Annotated in this window: 19 protein-coding genes and 2 pseudogenes; 8 read left to right on the top strand and 13 right to left on the bottom strand. The window is 59.6% G+C overall.

Annotated elements, in window-relative coordinates:
* Positions 1-300: 300 nt before the first annotated feature.
* Positions 301-1,414, bottom strand: a pseudogene (locus ACV1FX_RS01925) (glycosyltransferase family 4 protein).
* 665 nt (positions 1,415-2,079) lie between these two features.
* Here ACV1FX_RS01925 and ACV1FX_RS01920 point away from each other — a divergent pair.
* The 3 genes from ACV1FX_RS01920 to ACV1FX_RS01910 all read left to right on the top strand — a co-directional run bounded on the left by ACV1FX_RS01920 (position 2,080) and on the right by ACV1FX_RS01910 (position 3,381).
* Positions 2,080-2,535 carry an Hsp20 family protein gene (locus ACV1FX_RS01920; RefSeq protein ID WP_473115831.1) on the top strand — a complete coding sequence of 152 codons (456 nt, stop codon included), beginning with the start codon at positions 2,080-2,082 and terminating at the stop codon, positions 2,533-2,535.
* A gap of 81 nt (positions 2,536-2,616) precedes the next feature.
* Positions 2,617-3,114 (top strand): Hsp20/alpha crystallin family protein, encoded by a 498-nt coding sequence (locus tag ACV1FX_RS01915; protein WP_473115978.1) that lies wholly within the window; start codon positions 2,617-2,619, stop codon positions 3,112-3,114.
* A 72-nt stretch (positions 3,115-3,186) separates the two neighbouring features.
* Positions 3,187-3,381 (top strand): hypothetical protein, encoded by a 195-nt coding sequence (locus tag ACV1FX_RS01910; protein WP_473115830.1) that lies wholly within the window; start codon positions 3,187-3,189, stop codon positions 3,379-3,381.
* Between the two features lie 38 nt (positions 3,382-3,419).
* On the opposite strand, the gene ACV1FX_RS01905 is transcribed toward ACV1FX_RS01910, so the two are convergent.
* Both ACV1FX_RS01905 and ACV1FX_RS01900 read right to left on the bottom strand, forming a co-directional pair.
* The gene (locus tag ACV1FX_RS01905) at positions 3,420-5,108 is read right to left on the bottom strand and encodes an ATP-binding protein (protein ID WP_473115829.1); all 1,689 of its coding nucleotides are present in this window, start codon (positions 5,106-5,108) and stop codon (positions 3,420-3,422) included.
* Positions 5,095-6,609 carry an ATPase domain-containing protein gene (locus tag ACV1FX_RS01900; RefSeq protein WP_473115828.1) on the bottom strand — a complete coding sequence of 505 codons (1,515 nt, stop codon included), beginning with the start codon at positions 6,607-6,609 and terminating at the stop codon, positions 5,095-5,097. Before ACV1FX_RS01900 ends, ACV1FX_RS01905 begins: the two co-directional genes overlap by 14 nt.
* A gap of 320 nt (positions 6,610-6,929) precedes the next feature.
* Between ACV1FX_RS01900 and ACV1FX_RS01895 the strand changes: the two are divergent.
* Together ACV1FX_RS01895 and ACV1FX_RS01890 are read left to right on the top strand one after the other, a co-directional pair.
* Positions 6,930-7,257: pseudogene (locus tag ACV1FX_RS01895) on the top strand (MarC family protein); the annotation flags it as partial.
* Between the two features lie 82 nt (positions 7,258-7,339).
* A complete protein-coding gene (locus tag ACV1FX_RS01890) occupies positions 7,340-7,534 on the top strand; it encodes a MarC family protein (RefSeq protein WP_473115977.1) in 195 nt (64 codons plus the stop codon).
* 98 nt (positions 7,535-7,632) lie between these two features.
* On the opposite strand, the gene ACV1FX_RS01885 is transcribed toward ACV1FX_RS01890, so the two are convergent.
* Positions 7,633-7,872 (bottom strand): hypothetical protein, encoded by a 240-nt coding sequence (locus ACV1FX_RS01885; RefSeq protein WP_473115827.1) that lies wholly within the window; start codon positions 7,870-7,872, stop codon positions 7,633-7,635.
* A gap of 24 nt (positions 7,873-7,896) precedes the next feature.
* On the bottom strand, positions 7,897-8,079 hold the full coding sequence (locus ACV1FX_RS01880) for a hypothetical protein (RefSeq protein WP_232955846.1): 183 nt from the start codon (positions 8,077-8,079) through the stop codon (positions 7,897-7,899).
* A gap of 317 nt (positions 8,080-8,396) precedes the next feature.
* On the opposite strand from ACV1FX_RS01880, the gene greA reads away from it, so the two are divergent.
* Positions 8,397-8,876, top strand: coding sequence for a transcription elongation factor GreA (greA, locus tag ACV1FX_RS01875; RefSeq protein WP_473115826.1), 480 nt, complete (start codon positions 8,397-8,399; stop codon positions 8,874-8,876).
* Positions 8,877-8,962: 86 nt separating this feature from the next.
* Here the strand turns inward: greA and ACV1FX_RS01870 are convergent, their stop codons facing one another.
* The 6 genes from ACV1FX_RS01870 to groES all read right to left on the bottom strand — a co-directional run bounded on the left by ACV1FX_RS01870 (position 8,963) and on the right by groES (position 14,158).
* Positions 8,963-10,060: a trypsin-like peptidase domain-containing protein gene (locus ACV1FX_RS01870; RefSeq protein ID WP_473115825.1), complete on the bottom strand. Its 1,098-nt coding sequence runs from the start codon at positions 10,058-10,060 to the stop codon at positions 8,963-8,965.
* A 126-nt stretch (positions 10,061-10,186) separates the two neighbouring features.
* Positions 10,187-10,522, bottom strand: coding sequence for a hypothetical protein (locus ACV1FX_RS01865; RefSeq protein WP_473115824.1), 336 nt, complete (start codon positions 10,520-10,522; stop codon positions 10,187-10,189).
* 143 nt (positions 10,523-10,665) lie between these two features.
* Entirely contained in the window at positions 10,666-11,124 is a 459-nt protein-coding gene (locus ACV1FX_RS01860; protein ID WP_473115976.1) for an Hsp20 family protein, read from the bottom strand.
* 532 nt (positions 11,125-11,656) lie between these two features.
* Entirely contained in the window at positions 11,657-11,989 is a 333-nt protein-coding gene (locus tag ACV1FX_RS01855; RefSeq protein WP_473115823.1) for a hypothetical protein, read from the bottom strand.
* Positions 11,990-12,186: 197 nt separating this feature from the next.
* A complete protein-coding gene (groL, locus tag ACV1FX_RS01850) occupies positions 12,187-13,809 on the bottom strand; it encodes a chaperonin GroEL (RefSeq protein ID WP_473115822.1) in 1,623 nt (540 codons plus the stop codon).
* 34 nt (positions 13,810-13,843) lie between these two features.
* Entirely contained in the window at positions 13,844-14,158 is a 315-nt protein-coding gene (gene groES / locus ACV1FX_RS01845; protein ID WP_473115821.1) for a co-chaperone GroES, read from the bottom strand.
* A gap of 293 nt (positions 14,159-14,451) precedes the next feature.
* Between groES and ACV1FX_RS01840 the strand changes: the two genes are divergently transcribed.
* Positions 14,452-14,682, top strand: coding sequence for a hypothetical protein (locus tag ACV1FX_RS01840; RefSeq protein ID WP_473115820.1), 231 nt, complete (start codon positions 14,452-14,454; stop codon positions 14,680-14,682).
* Positions 14,683-14,725: 43 nt separating this feature from the next.
* On the opposite strand, the gene rpoH is transcribed toward ACV1FX_RS01840, so the two are convergent.
* Positions 14,726-15,619 (bottom strand): RNA polymerase sigma factor RpoH, encoded by an 894-nt coding sequence (gene rpoH, locus ACV1FX_RS01835; protein ID WP_232955836.1) that lies wholly within the window; start codon positions 15,617-15,619, stop codon positions 14,726-14,728.
* A gap of 264 nt (positions 15,620-15,883) precedes the next feature.
* Positions 15,884-16,762, bottom strand: a complete 879-nt coding sequence (locus ACV1FX_RS01830; RefSeq protein ID WP_473115819.1) for an NAD(P)H-dependent oxidoreductase — start codon at positions 16,760-16,762, stop codon at positions 15,884-15,886.
* Between the two features lie 90 nt (positions 16,763-16,852).
* On the opposite strand from ACV1FX_RS01830, the gene ACV1FX_RS01825 reads away from it, so the two are divergent.
* Positions 16,853-17,785 carry a LysR family transcriptional regulator gene (locus ACV1FX_RS01825; protein ID WP_473115818.1) on the top strand — a complete coding sequence of 311 codons (933 nt, stop codon included), beginning with the start codon at positions 16,853-16,855 and terminating at the stop codon, positions 17,783-17,785.
* The last annotated feature ends 266 nt before the right edge of the window (positions 17,786-18,051 follow it).

Raw genomic sequence — 18,051 nt, 5'->3', positions numbered from 1 at the left:
ATCGCAGGCGTTCGGGAACGGCACGGCCTTCTCCACGTTGGCGCCTTCTGGCGGCCCGAAGCAGCCTGCGATGGGGTCGAACGCGCACTCAATGTTTTTTGCGGAATCTTTTTGAAGCAAGTGGGCTCACTACGTGAACGAGCAATCGATATTGCTGCTTTGCGCATAGGCACCTTCAACCGCAGGCTCCAGAGCCGCTGCAACTAAGTCGGCGACCGGTAGCGTGCGCACTCGTAGAGCCTCTGTAGCTTAGAACAAACGCTCGGCAACAGCTGCAACAGATCTGCCCCGTTGGCGTCCTCAATTAACGTCATTTGCAACTGCGGCTCTCGCATGAGAATGGGGGGCCGAATGCCCAACCATACTCAACAGATGATGCTCGGATGCACGCATTCGCAGCATTTTCTGGTAAAGCTTCACGTACTCGGCTGCCATACGCGTTGCGGAGAACCGCTCCTCGAAGCGGGCGCGGACGGCCTTTCGATCCAGCGAAAGCACTTTTGGCATTCTCTGTACGGCTTCGTCTGCGCTTTCGACGATGGATCCGGTGATGCCCTCTTCCACGATCTCGGCGACCGATCCTCCGCGGAACGCCAAGACGGGTGTGCCGCATGCCATGGCCTCGATCATGACGAGACCAAACGGCTCTGGCCAATCGATCGGAAACAGCAGTGCTGCGGCGTTTCCCAGAAATTCCGTTTTTTCGCTCTCATTGATTTCGCCGATGAACTCCACCCCCGGGCCGTCGAGCAACGGCGCAATGGTATCGGAAGTAGACCTCATCGGCATGATCGATCTTCGCGGCAATCTTCAACGGCAGTCCTGCTGCACGCGCGATTGCGATGGCGCGGTCTGGCCGCTTCTCGGGTGAAATTCGCCCGAGGAAGGCGAGATAGTTATCGCGCGGGTCATAGGCCGGCTTGTGCAGATCGAGCGGCAGCCCGTGGTATACAGTTGAGATGAAATTGGCTCGCGGCAGGGGCGCGCGCTGCGCGTTGGAGATCGACACCAACGGCATCTCAGGAAAATGGGCATAGAACGGCAGGTGGTCTGGCAGGTCCTGCCGCCCGTGGAGGGTCGTTAATGTCCGTCCCGCCTCGGTCCGAAACAGCGGAAAGTGCAAGTAGTCGACGTGGAAGTGGAGGACGTCGAACTCCACAGAGCGCTCCCGCACCTTGTCGAGCAGCACCATTTGATGCGGGGTGGAATTTGCAACATCCGGGTCGAGGCGCAGGGCCCGCGGCGTGCAGGGAACGAGCTCGGCGGAAGTGATGGAGTCCCCGCTCGCGAACAGGGTGATCTTGTGACCCTGTCTGACCAATTCTTCCGTCAGGTAGTGCACGACCCGCTCAGTACCGCCATAGAGCCGGGGCGGCACGCTCTCGAATAGCGGGGCAATCTGCGCGATCTTCATTCGGTCCTCCGCATTTCCAATTCGGGACATTACTCGTCCAACATCAGGCCTGGGCGCCGCCAGCATGGCCATGCCGGCGCGCGGCAGCGCTATGAACCTCAGAAGGCATCACCCGTTCCGCGAGGGCACCATCCACTGCTATCATGGAGCGACGCCGCCTTGAGAATGGCTGTCCGCGACCAGCGGCGGTTATCTTCCGCCCGGCCCGCTCCGCAGCCGAGCGCCCGGGACTAAGCTCAAGGGGCCCCGCGCGCGAGATCCCAAGCCGGCTAGGAGATCCGATGTTGACACCGAGCGCGGCGAAGCACGGCGGATCACTCGCAGGAAAGGATTCCAGAAGCGCTGTCTCGATCACAACGTCGGGGGCTGCTTGGGCCATGGTCAGTCTCACCTCAGGTAAGCTTCGAGGGACCGGCCGAGGCGCAGCAGGACGATAGGAACCCCTTCCAGATTCGTCTCAGCCGGAACCAGCAAAGACATGGGTGCGACACTGCAATTTTCGCAAGTGCCTGGAAGGCCTTGAAACGATGCGACCCGCTTCTACTTTCATGGGTAGCCGCGCAGCAATTGCGCGGCACGATCGGGCGCCTAGTAGGGCCCGGTCAGCGGGCACCCGGCGGTGTCCGGGGTGCTCTTATCCATGTTGCTCAAAGGAGGATATGGCTATGACCACGCTTGATCTTGCTCCCCTGTGGCGATCGACCGTTGGGTTCGATCGTCTGTTCGACCTCCTCGAGGACACCGGCCGATGGACCGGTGGGGACAATTACCCGCCCTACGACATTGAACGTGTCGGTGAGGATCACTACCAAATCTCGCTGGCTCTTGCCGGCTTCACGCCTGACGAGGTCTCCATCACGGCCGAGCAGAACACGCTGAGCGTTGAGGGTCGCAAGGCCGAAAAGGGCAGCCATCAATATCTCTATCAAGGCATCTCTTCGCGCCCGTTCCGACGGACCTTCAATCTGGCCGAGTACGTGCAAGTGAAGGGCGCCTCGTTCGAGAATGGCATGCTCAAGATCGATCTGGTTCGGGAGGTTCCCGAGGCGATGAAGCCGCGCCAGATTGCGATCAGCACAGGTGGTGATCACCAGCAAGGTGAAAACAAGCAGGCGGCATAATACCGCCTGCTCGCAATTGAATTTTGCGGCGTGGCTTGGCCGCGTCGCGAAGCTTTGGAACAAAGCGAAAGGAGAAACTCTATGGCTATCACTGATCTGATTCCCTGGGGCCGCGGTCGTGATCTGACCACCCGTCGCTCCGAAAACTACAATCCGGTTCTAGCCCTGCACCGGGAGATGAACCGGCTATTCGATGATGCCTTCCGCGGCTTCGATGTCGCGCCATTTGGCGGCAGTTTTCTCGAGCAGTCGGTGAACTGGCCGAGCATCGAGGTCAACGAGACCGACAAGGACGTGAAAGTCACAGCGGAGTTGCCAGGTCTCGACGAGAAAGACGTCCAGATCGAACTCGCCAATGGCGTTCTCTCGATCAAGGGAGAGAAGAAGACCGAGACGGAAGACAAGGATCGCCGGTTCAGCGAGCGGTACTACGGCAGATTTGAACGGCGCATCCCGATTGAAGACGTAGACCAGGACAAGATTTCTGCTGAGTTCAAGAACGGCGTGCTGACTGTCACCATGCCAAAGCTGCCGCAAGCAGAATCCAAGGTGAAGCGTATTGCGATCAACTCGAAATGACAAAATCGACGGGAGCGGTCTCCGCTCCCGTCGTGCTCCTATTGTAGCAACCGTCCCGGGGACGTGCCGGACATGGACACAAAGCGGAAATCCAGTTTTGCAGACGCTGCGGATATTGTTGCGTATGCGGAGATCGCGACTCAGCACATCAACGACCTGAAAGCGGCCTGCGCGAATGGGGATAAGAGCGCGGCCCGCCGATCGCTGCGCCAAGCCATCAGCGAACTCGAGCTGGCTCGCGCTATGGTGCGGACCGGTATCGACTGAGTCCGCGCGGCTTTAAGCCGCGTTCGCGTGCGTCCGAGTCAAGCAGACTGTTGGCTGGGTTTGGCGCGGAGCACCGCTTCCAGCTTGGCTGAGAGTTCCCGCGAGGAAAACGGCTTGCTGAGGAGCAGACTGCCGTTCATATGTTTGCCAGTCTCTTCGATGAGGTCCGGATAGCCACTGCAGTACACGACCGGCAGGCCGGGGTGCTTCCGTTGAAGCTCAAGTCCGACGTCCAGACCAGAAACGCCGGGCATCGCGAGGTCGATAATCGCCAAATCGATGGCTTGATGAGAAAGGGTTGCTAACGCAGCATCCAGATTGTCAGCCGCGATCGCCTGGTACCCGAGATCGTCAAGCATGCTCCGTGTCGTTTCGAGCACGCTGGCATCGTCGTCCACAACAAGGATGTGCTCCCTTGCTCCCACACGTGGAGGACTCAATTGGCGATCTTCGCCTCGTACAACCACATTGGTCGATCGGGGCAAGAGTATTCGCACAACCGTTCCCCGCCCAACCTGACTCTCAATTTTCGCTGTCCCGCCGGACTGGCGGGCAAACCCGTAGACCTGCGACAATCCAAGGCCCGTCCCCTTACCGGGCTCCTTGGTGGTGAAAAATGGATCGAAAGCTCGGGCCAGAACATCCGGAGGCATTCCAGTGCCGGTGTCTTTCACGCTGATCGAGACATACTCACCTGGCTTGAGCTCGGTCTGCAGATCTTCCGGGACGCCGTAGAGAACGTTTGTCTCTATCGTAAGAAGGCCACCCTCGGGCATCGCGTCTCGCGCGTTGATCGCAAGGTTGAGCAACATCAATTCCAGTTGGGTCGCGTCGACCAATGCAGGCCAAAGGTCCTTGTGCGTGACGACGTCAACCCGAATAGAGGCGCCCAAGGTTCTGGACAACATTTCTGCAACGGTACCCACGAGCTGATTGACGTCCACGGGTTCCGGCGCGAGACGCTGCTTACGGGAGAATGTCAGCAGTTGTCCGACGAGCTTGGCCCCGCGATGCGCTCCATGCATGGCATTCCGGACATACCGCTGAATGCGTTCGTCCTCTACTCGCCGGGCAATCAGCTCAAGATTGCCGATGATTGCCATCAAGAGATTGTTGAAGTCGTGTGCAATCCCGCCTGTCAGTTGCCCGACAGCCTCCATTTTCTGTGCCTGACGCAGCGCGACTTCAGTGCGCTCTCGTTCTACCATCTCGTCTCGCAGCCGCTTGTTCGTTTCCGAGAGCTGCTCGGTTCGCTCTTCCACGCGCCGCTCGAGCGTGTCGGCCAGCTGCTTCAACTGCCTCAGATACTGTTCAGCCTGTCGCTGCCGCCTGCGACCGCGCACTGCTGCGAGCACCGCACTCTTGAGAGAGGTGGCGGCCAATGGTCGCTCGAGGACCGTGACGTGTCCAAGCAGATCGATGAGTTCGGTAAGAGCCGGGCCATTGTTGCCGGTTCTCAGCGTTAGCAGCACGAAGGGAAAATCCGACCATGGCGGCTGATTGGCGATCCAATCAGCCAAGGCGCCACGATGCTCGTGAACGAGCGCTTCCTCTGCAATGACGGCGGCGGCAGCATCACTCAAGCTGGACACCAGTTCGGAAAGACTCGACTGTTCTAACGCTTGAATGCCGACATCGCGCAGAGCCGAACAAACCACCCTGGCGTCACGGCCAAACGGCGCTAGGACGAGTACCGGGCCGCTTTGGCTCTTCTCACGACCGTCCATTGGTAGCTGCCGTAAGTAGCGCGCCGTGCTGGCCGGTATAGATCGGCGAGCCTGATAACACGCCCTGGAATTCCGCCAGCGGCGGCCCGACGCGAATACCGCGGTTATCTAGCCGGTACTCTCTGATTTCGTCTTCGTGGCGTCCGGTGCGTTTCTTTAGGACCGAGATCGCGCGGCGGATTTTTCCAGCAGCTTCGAAGAAGCGCAACAGCAAGACCGCGTCGCTCAGATAGGTGAGGTCGACGCTTGATTGCATCGACCCGACAAGGCCGTGCTGCGCAAGGGTCAGGATCGTCACGACACCGCGGTGGTTCAGATAGGTCAGCATTTCGTGCATGAGGAGCAGCATGAACTGCTCGGCAGGCATGGCGTTCTGATATCCGCTTAAGCTGTCCAGTACCACTACCCGGACATTGTCCGTCTCGACCCGCCGGCGAACCATCCCTGTGAGTTCTCCGGGGGAAAGCTCTGCGGGATCGACTTGCTCGAGCACCAACTGCCCCGATGCGATCGGCTGATCTAAGTACCAGCCCATGCCGGCTGCACGTTTCATCAGGATTGCTTTGGTCTCATCAAAGGTCACAAAGAGGGCGCGCTCACCACGAGCGAGCGCCGCCATCACGAACTGCATGGCGATGGATGATTTGCCGGAGCCAGACGGCCCCATGAGCAGGGTACTCGTGCCACGGTCGAGACCGCGACCCAATAATTGGTCCAGCTCGCTGATCCCGCTCAGAAGCGGTTCTGCGGGAGGCATGCCATCGACGTGCTCGGACGCAATCAGCCGGGGAAACAGAACTATTCCGCCCTTGCGGATGACGAAATCATGGAAGCCACCACGGAAGCTGCGTCCCCTCATCTTGAAGATGCGCAGCCTGCGGCGCTCCGCACCATATTGCAGCGCATTATGCTCAAGCCTGACGACGCCATGGACGAGACTGTGCAGATTGAGATCGTCGGCCTGATCGGTAAGGTCGTCCAGAAACAACCCGGTGCAGCCCTCCTGGGCCAGGAAATGCTTCAGAGCAATGACCTGCCGGCGGTATCGCAGCGGATTTTGCGCCAGGAGCCTAATTTCGGAGAGGCTATCGAAAACGACCCGCTTAGGTGCAACCCGCTTCACCTCGTCGAAGGTCATTTTCGTCGTTTCGCCAAGCTCAAGGTCAGAGGCATAGACGACGGTCTGTTGCTGCTTGGGGTCGAGGCTGAGTTCCGCCGGGACGAGCTCAAAAATCTCGATCCCATCGAGATCCCAGCCGTGGGTTTCAGCCACTTGGCGCAGCTCGTCCTTACTTTCGGAGAGCGTGATGTACAGACAGCGCTCCCCCTTGGAGGCGCCGTCGAGAAGAAACTGCAGGGCCAGGGTGGTCTTGCCGGTTCCTGGTTGGCCCTCGATCAAATGCACGCGGTGCGATGCGTATCCGCCATCGAGAATGCCATCGAAGCCGGCGATGCCCGTAGAGATTGCCTGCGTTTTTGTGCTGCCTTCAGGAATGTTCATTTGTCTCCGGATGTCCAAGCGCGGGCCGGCCAGCAGGCGTTGCTCCGCCCGGCTGGCATGGCTGGATATGATTGGCGTGGTTCTCGCGAAGACAGGGCCAAAGCCCTTGAGCAGGCACCATGGCTGCAAACATCTTCCTGAAGCGTATTTTCGTACGAATTTCCGGCGTTCTGTCAAGCCGCTGAAACTGCAGCGGCCGGAACCCGGAGTAGAGGTTGGAGTTACCCGGCTCCCACGGAAAATCTCTGAGCACGACGGCTGCTCGGCGGGCAAAAGGGACTCGGAAGACTGTGGCTTGGAATCAATTTGTCGGCACCATCATGCTTCTTTATGCCCTGACGAACCCGGTCGGAGCCATCCCGGTTTTCCTGGCAATGACTGGGCGCGCCGGCGCGGTGAAGACCCACCGGATCATCGTTTTGGCCTGCGCGGCGGTAGCCGTTTTCTTCATTGGGTCTGCGATGTTCGGGAAGGAGATCTTGGCCTTCTTCGGTGGGGCTCGATGACTTCCGGATCGCGGGTGGGCTGCTCGTTCTGGTGATCGCGTTCGAAATGTTTCAGGCACAATATGGAAAGTTCATTCCTCGCGCCGACGAGGCAAACTATAGCGAAGTCGACATACATGGTCTGGCCATCACGCCATTTGCGTTTCCCTTGCTGGTGGGGCCGGCCGAGTTGAGCATCATGATCACCCTCTCGAACGATAACCCAGGGGCTTGGCAAGGCCTTCTTGGCCGCCGCAGCCGTCCTCGCGACCTCACTGATCGGTTTGACATTGTGGATGGCTGCTGCGATCGAACGCTTCTTGGGCCGAACCGGCATCAACATTATGACCCGTGTGATGGCTCTCATCATCGCGGCAATCGCCGTGAATTTCATCATGACGGGGATCAAGAGCCAACTGCCTGGCTTGGTGAGCCGGTAGGACCACCCTCATTCTATTAGGGCAAGACTTGGCGACGAACGCTAGCGATCGCAGCGCCATCGAAATCAATCCCTCATCTCGAGAAGACGCGCCCGGGACTACGCCGCCGAGTTGAAGTCGCTCCTCTTGGCCCGCTCAGTCGCTGCACGGCTCGCCGCAATCGCCATCCAATCTCGCAACAAACCTCTGTCCTCCCTGGAAAAGGAGGCTCGCCGTTTGAGATCGTCAAGAGTCTCGCCGGGATGGCATCGCTCGAAGTCGTGGCGGATCAGCGATTCGAGATACGCTGTCTCATCTTGAGCGGCTCCGCCCAAGTCGGAATCCGGCTCGATCGGCATAGATGCCCCTCCTTTCCGCGGTTCTCAAAGCCTATCCGGGCTATCAACTGCGTCGAGTTCGGCATCTAGTTTTTCGAGAAGACGTTCGATCTCCTCGCGCTCTCTTGGACCTGGATCTTCTTCTAGGCGACTGATCAGGTGCTGCTTTCGCGTCAGGAGCCTTGCCACGCTCATCATCGGAGGCGTGAGTTCGGGATGCTGGTACATTGGTCGACACCCTATCTTCATTGTCGCAATGCAGCGAAGGCGACACTCCGAGGCGCTCGGCCGGAGCGTGCCAGAGTCCGCTCTGGATACGCGCAAAACTCGCGACCGGAACGTCAGTTCCTGCGATGCCAAGGGATTGCTATGGAGCAATCCGTCCAGCGCAGGGTTGATCGCCATGGGCACAGGCGCTTCTTGGAACGGGCGATGTTCAGCATAGTTGCCAGCCGAATAGCACCGAGTTCGCGTCGGCCGGCGGATGACAGCGCAGCCGTTCTCGGCTCTCGGCAGCGCTCTTAGGAAACTCGGTAGCGAATGCGATGCCAACCCTCCCTATGACTGCGGCCGGTTATGCCGCTCTTCAGAACGAATTAGCCAACCGCATACGAATTACGAGGCCCCATCTTGCCGAGCGTATTCAGCAAGCGATCGCGGACGAGCCCAATCTCGTTGAGAATTCGGAGTATCAGGCCGCGCTGACCGAGCAAGGCCTCAACGAGGCTCGCATCGCCGAGTTGGAGACCAAGCTTGCACGTGCAGAGGTCATTGATGTCTCGAAGCTCTCCGGTGAAATCGTCAAATTCGGCGCGACGGTCACGCTGACGGATCAGGATACGGGCGAGGAGCGAATTTGCCATATCGTCGGCGAGCCGGAGGCTGATGCGGCCAGAGGCAAGATTTCAGTCAGCTCACCGCTCGCACGGGCGTTGATAAGCAAGTCCCAAGGCGCAGTCGTAGCTGTCGAGACTCCAGGGGGTGAGAGGAGTTACAAGATTGAGCAAGTTAAATGGCTTCCCTAAGGGCAGAAGAATAGTCTTTAGCAAATGGTCTTGCACGACCGGCAGATACCCGGCGGTGCGAAGCCGTTGTCTTGAACCCGTTTGCATCAGCGCAACAGACGAGTGGATGTGCTGCTTGCCTGGACGGGCGGAGCTACTTTCACGACTGCGGAACTGGTTTGGCCGCCCCGCACGATGGTAAGCTTCACATCCTGCCCGATGCGTGCAAGGCCAATTTTGTTCCGAAGTTGCGACGCGGTGCGGATCGGACGGTCATCTGCCATGACCACGATATCATCCCTTCGCAAGCCGGCCTTTTCAGCCGGAGAGTCTGGCGCGACCTCCGCGATCACCGCCCCTTCGTTGCGGCCTTGGTTGGTCGACCGTTGGAGTTCGCGCAGCGAAACGCCAATGCGGCCACGCTCAACGTGTCCCTGAGCTACAATCTGCTCCATAACCAGCCGGGCCATATTCGCGGGAATTGCAAAGCCTATCCCGACATTCCCTCCGCCCGGCGAAATGATTGCGGAGTTGATGCCGATCAACTCGCCGCGAAGATTCACCAATGCGCCGCCGGAATTTCCTGGATTGATCGCAGCGTCGGTCTGGATGAAGTCCTCGTAGCCTTCCTTGCTCAAGCCAGTCCGACCCAGCGCACTGACGAGCCCGGACGTAACGGTCTGGCCGAGTCCGAAGGGATTTCCGATCGCAAGCACGAAATCCCCGACCTCAAGCGCATCACTGTCGCCGAAAGGAAGCCCCTGAAGGCCGGCAGGGTTTTGGATCTGCAGAACTGCGACGTCAGTCGGCGCGTCGCGTCCGATCACCTTCGCAGATAGCTGCCGGCCATCCTTGGTCGTTATCTGAACGACGGAGGCGCCTTCGACAACGTGATTATTGGTCAACACATAGCCGCGCTTGGCATCGACGATGACGCCCGAACCCGTCGAATTGATTTCCTTCTCGACCTGCTTGGGAATGTCGAAAAACTCACGAAAGAACGGGTCGCGGTAAAGCGGATTGTCCTCACGGACACGGCCGTGCACGGAAATATTCACGACTGCCGGCGTCACCTGTCGAACCACCGGCGCCAATGTTGGCACAGAACCGCCCGTCTTCAGGTCCGGCACTTGAGCTACTGCCGGATGAGAAGCGAAGAGCACAACAAACAGAAGCCATGCCAATATTGTTCGTTGTCCTGACATTCAATCACCCTTGCATGGGATCACCAGGCAGCGGGAGAATCGCCCGTTGCAATGCTACGATCGGAATCGCCCAGAACGCCGCGGCATGGCCGAGCAGCACGATGCCTAGGACTGCGTCCGTGACCATCACAGCGCCCTCCGCTGTGCGGCGGCGGTCCAAGGCCGCCGCAGCCGCATGGGGACACCACCGCCACGGGGCGGATCATCATCGCCGTCTCCGTCGAGTTGCCGCAACGCCGCCAGTATGTCCGCCAACTTCACAGCGCGGCCCGTTCCGGGGACCTCCCGCAGGTCGGGACAGGATTCCACGGCGTACATGTCCGACGCCCACGAGGAAAGGATGATCCGCTTCTCAGGCGTCGAGAGCTCCTTGTCATTCAGGACTTCCGCCGGAGAAACGTAGTGAGCGGCGGGATGGAAGAATGGGTGAAGACCACCGCCGTCGATTTTTACGTTAGTCATGGCTCGCCTCCCTATTCACTCCTTTCCAAGGGATGGTGCTCGAGATTTAGGTGGCGGCGTAGTCGATGTCGCCACCCACGTCGAGATGAGATAGGACAGAGAGCAACTTCCGTTGAGAATCGCCCGTCCATTGATCGAGGCTACTACGCAGCCTTCTTCTGCTCAATCTGCGATGAAGTCGCCGCTCCACTTCCGATCTGGATCTTGCGCGGCTTCATCGCTTCCGGAATCTCTCGAACGAGATCAATGATCAAGAGGCCGTCCTGGAAGGATGCCTGCTTCACCTGAACGTAGTCGGCCAGACTCAAGACTCTCCGGAAGGGTCGCGCCGAAATACCCCGATACAGATACTCACGCGCAGCACCATCGGACTTCCTGCCTTCGATCGTGAGAGCATTCTGCTCGGCAGTCACGGAGATATCGTTGGCACCGAAGCCTGCCACCGCCAGCGTGATTCGATAGTGGTCTTCGCCGGACCGCTCGATATTGTACGGCGGGTAGTTGTCCTCGGTCGGCTGGCGCGACATGCCGTCGACGAGGTCAGCCAGATGATCGAAGCCGACGGTGGTGCGCCAAAGTGGTGCGAAATCAAGTGTCCTCATAGCCAAGTCCTCCAAAGAGCAATATGGATACGAAGCAAGGCAGGATCGGAGTTCGATATCGTCGAACAACCCAGTCCAGCGCCTCGTGCCGAGTCCGGTTCTGGCGCCCGACACACCGCAGTCGCGGTCGAGAAACGATCTAGAACTGACACTCGTGAATTCAAGAGGCTATGCACTTTTCTCTGACCGAACCTCGCCTGGCGGCTCATCGACTACGCGGCCAAGCGATCCGGGTAAGCGCCCTGGCGTAGGACATCCATCGCTCGCTGCTCTCGCTCAATCCGGGCTTGATAGAGCTGGCGCTCTTGCTCGCTCCTCGCAGTTGAGAGCAGGCGCTCGTAGTGACCGATCACCTTCTGACAGCCTCGGATGAGGAAGTCGCGGACGCCAAGCTCCAGTGCTGTGCTTGAGGCTGCATCGGAGCTCCCGCGCACGGAATGCCTCGCCGAATTCGCTTCAAACATGATTGTCGCTCGCTCTTGACGATCTTGCATAAGTTAGCGAGCGGCCTTAGCGGGCCGCTCACTGACGTTCAGCTTGCTGCCACCAGTCCGGCGGGATGGGGCGTCGGCTGCGGCCAAATACCTGTCGGCGCGGAGGTCGGCGGCAGCAAGATGTCGATCTTCATCGTTGCCGTCGCAGGCTGCCACTTCAACCACGGCATCGTGTCGAGATACGGGATTGGCGGCAGTGGCAGTCCAGTGAACGCACCCTGTGTAGCCTCGGCTCCCCGCGGGCTTTCCACGCCGTAAGCACCGAAGGCGGTCAGGGACATTGCGCTGCCCATTACCAGAGCGAGCAAGCGTCGCCGCAAATTGCGGTTGGTCTCCGTCCGGGCGGAGAACGTATGGTGATGGCTCAGCATCTATACTCCTCCCATCGTTCGAAAACAGATCCAGGCAATGGTGACAAAGCTCAGGGAGAACATGAACCAATGGATCGCGTCCTGCCTCATCCTGAGCCGACGACGATTAGACTTGTTCATGAGACACTCCATCTTTGGAAGCGGTCTTCTCTCCTCTCATCGGTGGAGCCCGGCCTCGATCGGCCGGGCTCTCTCGTTCAGAAGTCCATGGCGGGAGCGGCCGGAACTGGTTCAGCTTTTTTCGGCTTTTCCGCCACCAATGCCTCGGTCGTGATCAGCAGCGAAGCTATCGACGCGGCGTCCTGCAAGGCGGTGCGGACGACCTTGGCGGGATCGATCACACCGGCTTTCACCAAGTCCTCGTACTCGCCAGTCGCCGCGTTGAAGCCCCAGTTGTAGCTCTGGTGCTCCAGAAGCTTGCCGACGACCAATGAACCATCCTCGCCGGCGTTCTGCACGATTTGGCGAGCCGGCACCTGGATTGCACGGCGGATGATATCGATACCGGCCTTTTGGTCGGCATTTGATGTCTTGATGCCACCAAGCGCCTTGAGAGACCGCAGAAGCGCTACCCCGCCGCCGGGGAGAATGCCTTCCTCCACCGCTGCGCGGGTAGCATGCATCGCATCGTCGACACGGTCTTTGCGTTCCTTGACTTCGACCTCCGTCGCACCACCCACCCGGATCACGGCGACGCCTCCGGCAAGTTTGGCGAGGCGCTCTTGCAGTTTTTCACGATCATAGTCGGAGGTCGTTTCCTCGATCTGAAGCCTGATTTGCTGGGCGCGCGCCTCGATATCCTTCTTGGCGCCCGCGCCTCCGACGATGGTGGTATTGTCCTTGTCAATGACCACCTTCTTGGCGCGCCCGAGCATCTTCACCGTCACGTTTTCCAGCTTGATGCCGAGGTCCTCGCTGATGACATTGCCGCAGGTCAGGATCGCGATGTCCTCCAGCATGGCCTTGCGACGATCGCCGAAGCCCGGCGCCTTGACGGCCGCGACCTTCAATCCGCCGCGCAGCCTGTTGACGACCAACGTCGCAAGCGCTTCACCTTCGATGTCCTCTGCGATGATCAGGAGCGGCTTACCGGACTGAACGACCTGCTCCAACAGCGGCAGCATGGTCTGCAAGCCGGACAGCTTCTTCTCGTGAATCAGAACGTAGGGATCCTCGAGTTCGACGCGCATCTTCTCAGGGTTCGTGACGAAATATGGCGAGATATAACCGCGGTCGAACTGCATACCCTCAACCACTTCGAGTTCGGTATGCAGGCTCTTGGCCTCCTCGACGGTAATCACGCCCTCATTGCCGACCTTGTTCATGGCGTCGGCTAGGAAGCGGCCGATCTCGGTATCACCATTGGCGGAGATTGTGCCGACCTGCGCGATCTCGTCATTGGCGGTGATTTTCTTGGCGTGGGATTTCAGATCGGTCACGATGGCCTCGACAGCGAGGTCAATGCCCCGCTTCAGGTCCATCGGGTTCATGCCGGCGGCGACGGATTTGCTGCCCTCCCTGAAGATGGCTTGAGCGAGCACGGTCGCCGTTGTGGTGCCGTCACCGGCGGCATCGCTCGTCTTTGAGGCGACCTCGCGCACCATCTGCGCGCCCATGTTCTCGAACTTGTCCTCCAGTTCGATCTCTTTGGCGACGGTCACGCCATCTTTGGTAATGCGCGGCGCACCGAACGATTTCTCGATCACGACGTTACGCCCCTTCGGACCGAGTGTGACCTTCACCGCGTTTGCCAGTGTGTCGACGCCCCGCAGCATGCGCTCTCGGGCCTCGGTTGCGAACTTCACGTCCTTGGCAGCCATTTGATCTCTCCTTTCCTCTATGACTGTCAGCGCGCTAAGCTGCCTTCTTGACGGTCGATGTCGTGTCGACAACACCCAGAAGGTCGCTCTCCTTCATGATCAGGAATTCCTCGCCGTCGATCTTGACCTCTGTGCCAGACCACTTGCCGAACAGAACGCGGTCACCGGGCTTGACGTCGAGTTGAGCGAGCTGGCCCTGCTCGTTGCGTGCGCCTGGGCCAGTGGCGACAATCTCGCCCTGCTGCGGCTTCTCCTTTGCTGTGTCTGGAATGATGATACCGCCGGCGGTTTTCTCCTCGGCGTCGAGACGTCGCACGAGCACGCGATCGTGCAAGGGACGGAAATGCATGCACATCCTCCTTGGGTAGGTTCAGCGATGTCCAAAATCCAGGTCCGTAACGGCCCCCGGGCGACAAAGCACCTAGGCGCGAGGGATCTACTTTCAAGAGGAGGGAACAAATTTTTCGGGCGTAGGCCGGCTCGCGATGTGGGGCGCGGGTTCGCTCCCGGAGGTCGGCCCCCAGCGTCCTCAATCGCTCGCCGCATGTTGAAAACTAGGATCATCAAACCAAGATGTCTTCTCGGCTGCAGAGCATCTCTGCGCGGCAGATTGGAGCATCGTCGAAAGGAGGGTAACTAGAGATGCGGACGCTATTGGTACTTGCTGCTCTACTCGGGATGTTGGTTTCGCTGCGGGCGAAAGAAGCGGATTCGCCGCGGGCAGCGCGAAGCCCCGAGGCCGCCGTCAAGCAGGTTGTCAGCAATCAAAGCGGCCAGCCGCCGGGCAAGCCCGCAAGAACAAGGTCAGATGGTCGCAAGGATCGTGATTTTTCGGCAGAGGCCATCGTGCCCGATATCTGCACCGGCTGCTGATCCATCGATCAGCAGCCGGCCAACGATTTTTCGTGTTCTGCTTCTAATATGCGCTTGCTGAAGCAGCCTCAATATCCGGAAGGCGTGCGCACATTATCGTCTTGATGCGCTTCAGCGCACGCTGCTCGATCTGGCGGATACGCTCACGAGAAATCCCGAAGGTATTGGCAAGATCGTCAAGCGTGCTTTGCTCTTCCGCCATGTAACGGGCTTCGACGATGGTGCGTTCTCGCGGAGAGAGCGCACTCAGCGCCTCCGAGAGTGCAGCCTTCTGCCGTTCACGGTCTCCGGTCTCCACAAGCTGGGTTTCAGGATCAGGAGATGAATCGGCGAGCCTGTCTTGCCATTGTTCGCCTTCTTCGTCACTGAGCTGAACGTTCAGCGTCATATCGCCACGGATCCGCCCGTTCATCTCGACGACGTCGGTTTCCCTAACCTGAAGATGTTCAGAGATCTGCTTCACCTGCTCCGGCGAAAGCTCGCCATCGTCCGGCGCACCAAGGCGTCTCTTCAACTTTCGAAGGTTGAAGAACAGCTTTTTTTGCGCTGCCGTTGTGCCGAGCTTGACGAGTGACCACGATCTCAGGACGAACTCCTGCACGGACGCCTTGATCCACCAAGCGGCATAGGTCGCCAGGCGAAATCCCTTCTCAGGGTCGAACCGCTTGACGGCCAGCATCAATCCGACGTTGGCTTCCGAGATGAGGTCGGCGATGGGCAATCCATAGCGCCGATATTTCAGCGCGATCTTGGCGGCCAATCGCAGATGGCTCGTCACCAGACGGTAGGCAGCTTCGCGATCCCCAGAATCCCGAAGACGCCTTGCGTACATCACTTCTTCGGATGCATCGAGCAGCGGGAAGCTACGGATCTCCTGCAGATACCGGGACAACCCGGCTTCCGAATGGATGGCAGGGAGGGCTGACTTGATTGACATGACTTGCCCTCCCTCAGAAGCCATCGCCGCTCTTGAGCTCTAACGAGCGGCCAGAGGGAAGACGCAGCCGCGGGGACCCACCGAGGTGAGCGAGACTGATCGACTGCCAAGCGATGACACAGGTAGCTTTCATATCCATATCCTCCATGGAGCAAAATGGTACGAGCCGCCGTGTCGCCTGGCTTAGCTGGGCCCTGAGGCGCCCAACGGCACTCAGGCCGGCGGCGCCAAAAGAACTGCGAACCCAATGGGTTGTTCCCCGTATCAGCTAGCCAATTCGTCAGAAGCCAAGCTGCCACGGCCCGATGAGGCGAGGGACGAGACCGACGCTTGGGGCCTACTCTCCTGCTCGCTATGACCTCCTCGATCGAGGTGAAGTGCGAATGCGCTTGTGCCGGGAGCCTCTAGCCCGGCGCGGAGTTGCATGCTCGGGATCAGGTAATCGCCACCATTCTGTCGCCGGTACGGAATGGGCGTGGTGGTCGCGAGCGCGCGCATCCGCTCACGCAATTCTTCGGCAATAGGCGCAAAACCGGCGTCGTCCAGCCGGTCCACGCGATAGACCACGAAGGGCGGAAGGACTTCATAGCCGGGATAGTAGAGAATGCCGTGATTGATGGGGAACAGCAGGTCGTCGATCGGCCCGTTGACGCCGCGATCGGAATAGTGCTCCTCCCATCCACCGGCAGTCACGACCAGCATCGCGCGCTTGCCCTTCAAAGTCCCGTCGCCATAGCGATCGCCCCACCGCTTGTCGCTGTGTTCGCCGACCCCATACGCGAAGCCGTAGGCGAACACCCGGTCGACCCAGCCCTTGAGGATCGCCGGCATCGAAAACCACCACAATGGAAATTGCAGGATCAGGACATCCGCCCACAACAGCTTTTCGATCTCGGCTTTCACGTCGCCGGTCAACGTCCCCGTCTCGAAAGCCTGCTTGGAGGCCGCGGCCGGCTTGAGCCGTTCACCTTGCCCGAGCGACGGAAAGTCCCCTCTGCCGACCTCCGACTTCCAGCCCTGGGCATAGAGATCCGACACCTGCACCTCGTGGCCGAGCCGCTTGAGCTCCCTGACAGCGACGTCTAGCAGCGAGCCGTTCAGCGAGCGCGGCTCCGGATGGGCGAAGACAATCAATACTTTCATGACAGCACCTCCTGATGAGTGACGCTGATCAGGTGGCGCGCGAAGCCGCGATCTAGTAGATGTGAGCAATGGATAAGATTGTGCCGAAAAATGGATAAATCAGAAGTCACCCTTGAGCGCATGCGCAGCTTCGTCCGGGTCGCCGAGCGGGGCAATCTGTCCGCCGTCGCGCGCGAGCTGGAAGTCGGGCAGTCAACGGTGACGCGCCATTTGCGGGAGCTGGAGGACGCGGTCGGCGTGCCGCTGCTCAGCAGAACCACGCGCCGGGTGACGATGACTGAAGAGGGGGCGCGCTATTATCGCCACTGCGTCCAGATCCTCCGCCAGGTTGATTTGGCCGGCGAGGAAGCGCGCAGCACACGCGGCGCGGCAGCGGGTACGGTACGCATCTCGTGCACCGCGGCCTTCGGAGTACTGCACGTCAGCCGTTTCATCTTCGCTTTTCAGGACCGCCATCCGGACATCCTTGTTGATCTGAGCCTCACGGATGAGCGCATCGACCTCGTGCAGGAAGGCGTCGATATTGCCCTCCGGCTTGGGCCACTTGGTGACAGTTCGATGAAGCTGAAGGCGCTGGGCCAATCCCGCCGAATGCTCGTCGCCGCACCGAGCTATCTAGCCGAACGCGGCAAGCCGGCGCAGCCGCAAGACTTGGCAGATCACGAAGGCGTCAGGATGTCTAATATCGCAGGCAGCGATCTACTCGTACTGCATGGTCAGCGCGGCGGACGCCATGTGGTGCCATTCGGGGGTCGTTTGCGCGTTGATCATGGACTTGCAGCAAGAGAGGCCCTCGTAGCCGGACGCGGGATAGCGCCTGCACATCTCTGGCTGGTCGAGGATCTCCTCGCCGCCAACAAGCTCGAAGTGGTGCTTCCCGAATTTTCGCCACCCTCCGTTCCGCTGAACATGCTGATCGTACCGGAACGTTTGGGCATCGCCCGAGTGCGCTTGCTTACCGACTTTCTCTCGGCACAGATCGCGCAAACGCCTGGGATCAAGAAGCAGGCTCCTGGAGGCTAGAGAGCCGGCGGTGCAGAGGGCCAAATCTGGAGGACTGCACTGCCGCAGCTTTTCACGAGAGCCTCCCGACCAGACCACATCGGCCCCAGCCTGGAGGTTTTTCCGGATCGAAAAACGAGCTGGGACCGAGCGGTCTGCCGCTGTCTCGTCGGCAAACGTCGCCTTCATCCCAAAAAATCATCGCGTTAGGATTCAAATTTGTGAATCCCCGGCCGGCGGGTGGCGTATATCGCGCCTGCAATGTTGCGCGGGTACCTCATGCTGCC

The organism is Bradyrhizobium ingae, from assembly GCF_055791185.1.
The sequence above is the reverse complement of the archived record's forward strand: the minus strand, read 5'-3'. Positions and strand labels throughout refer to the sequence as shown.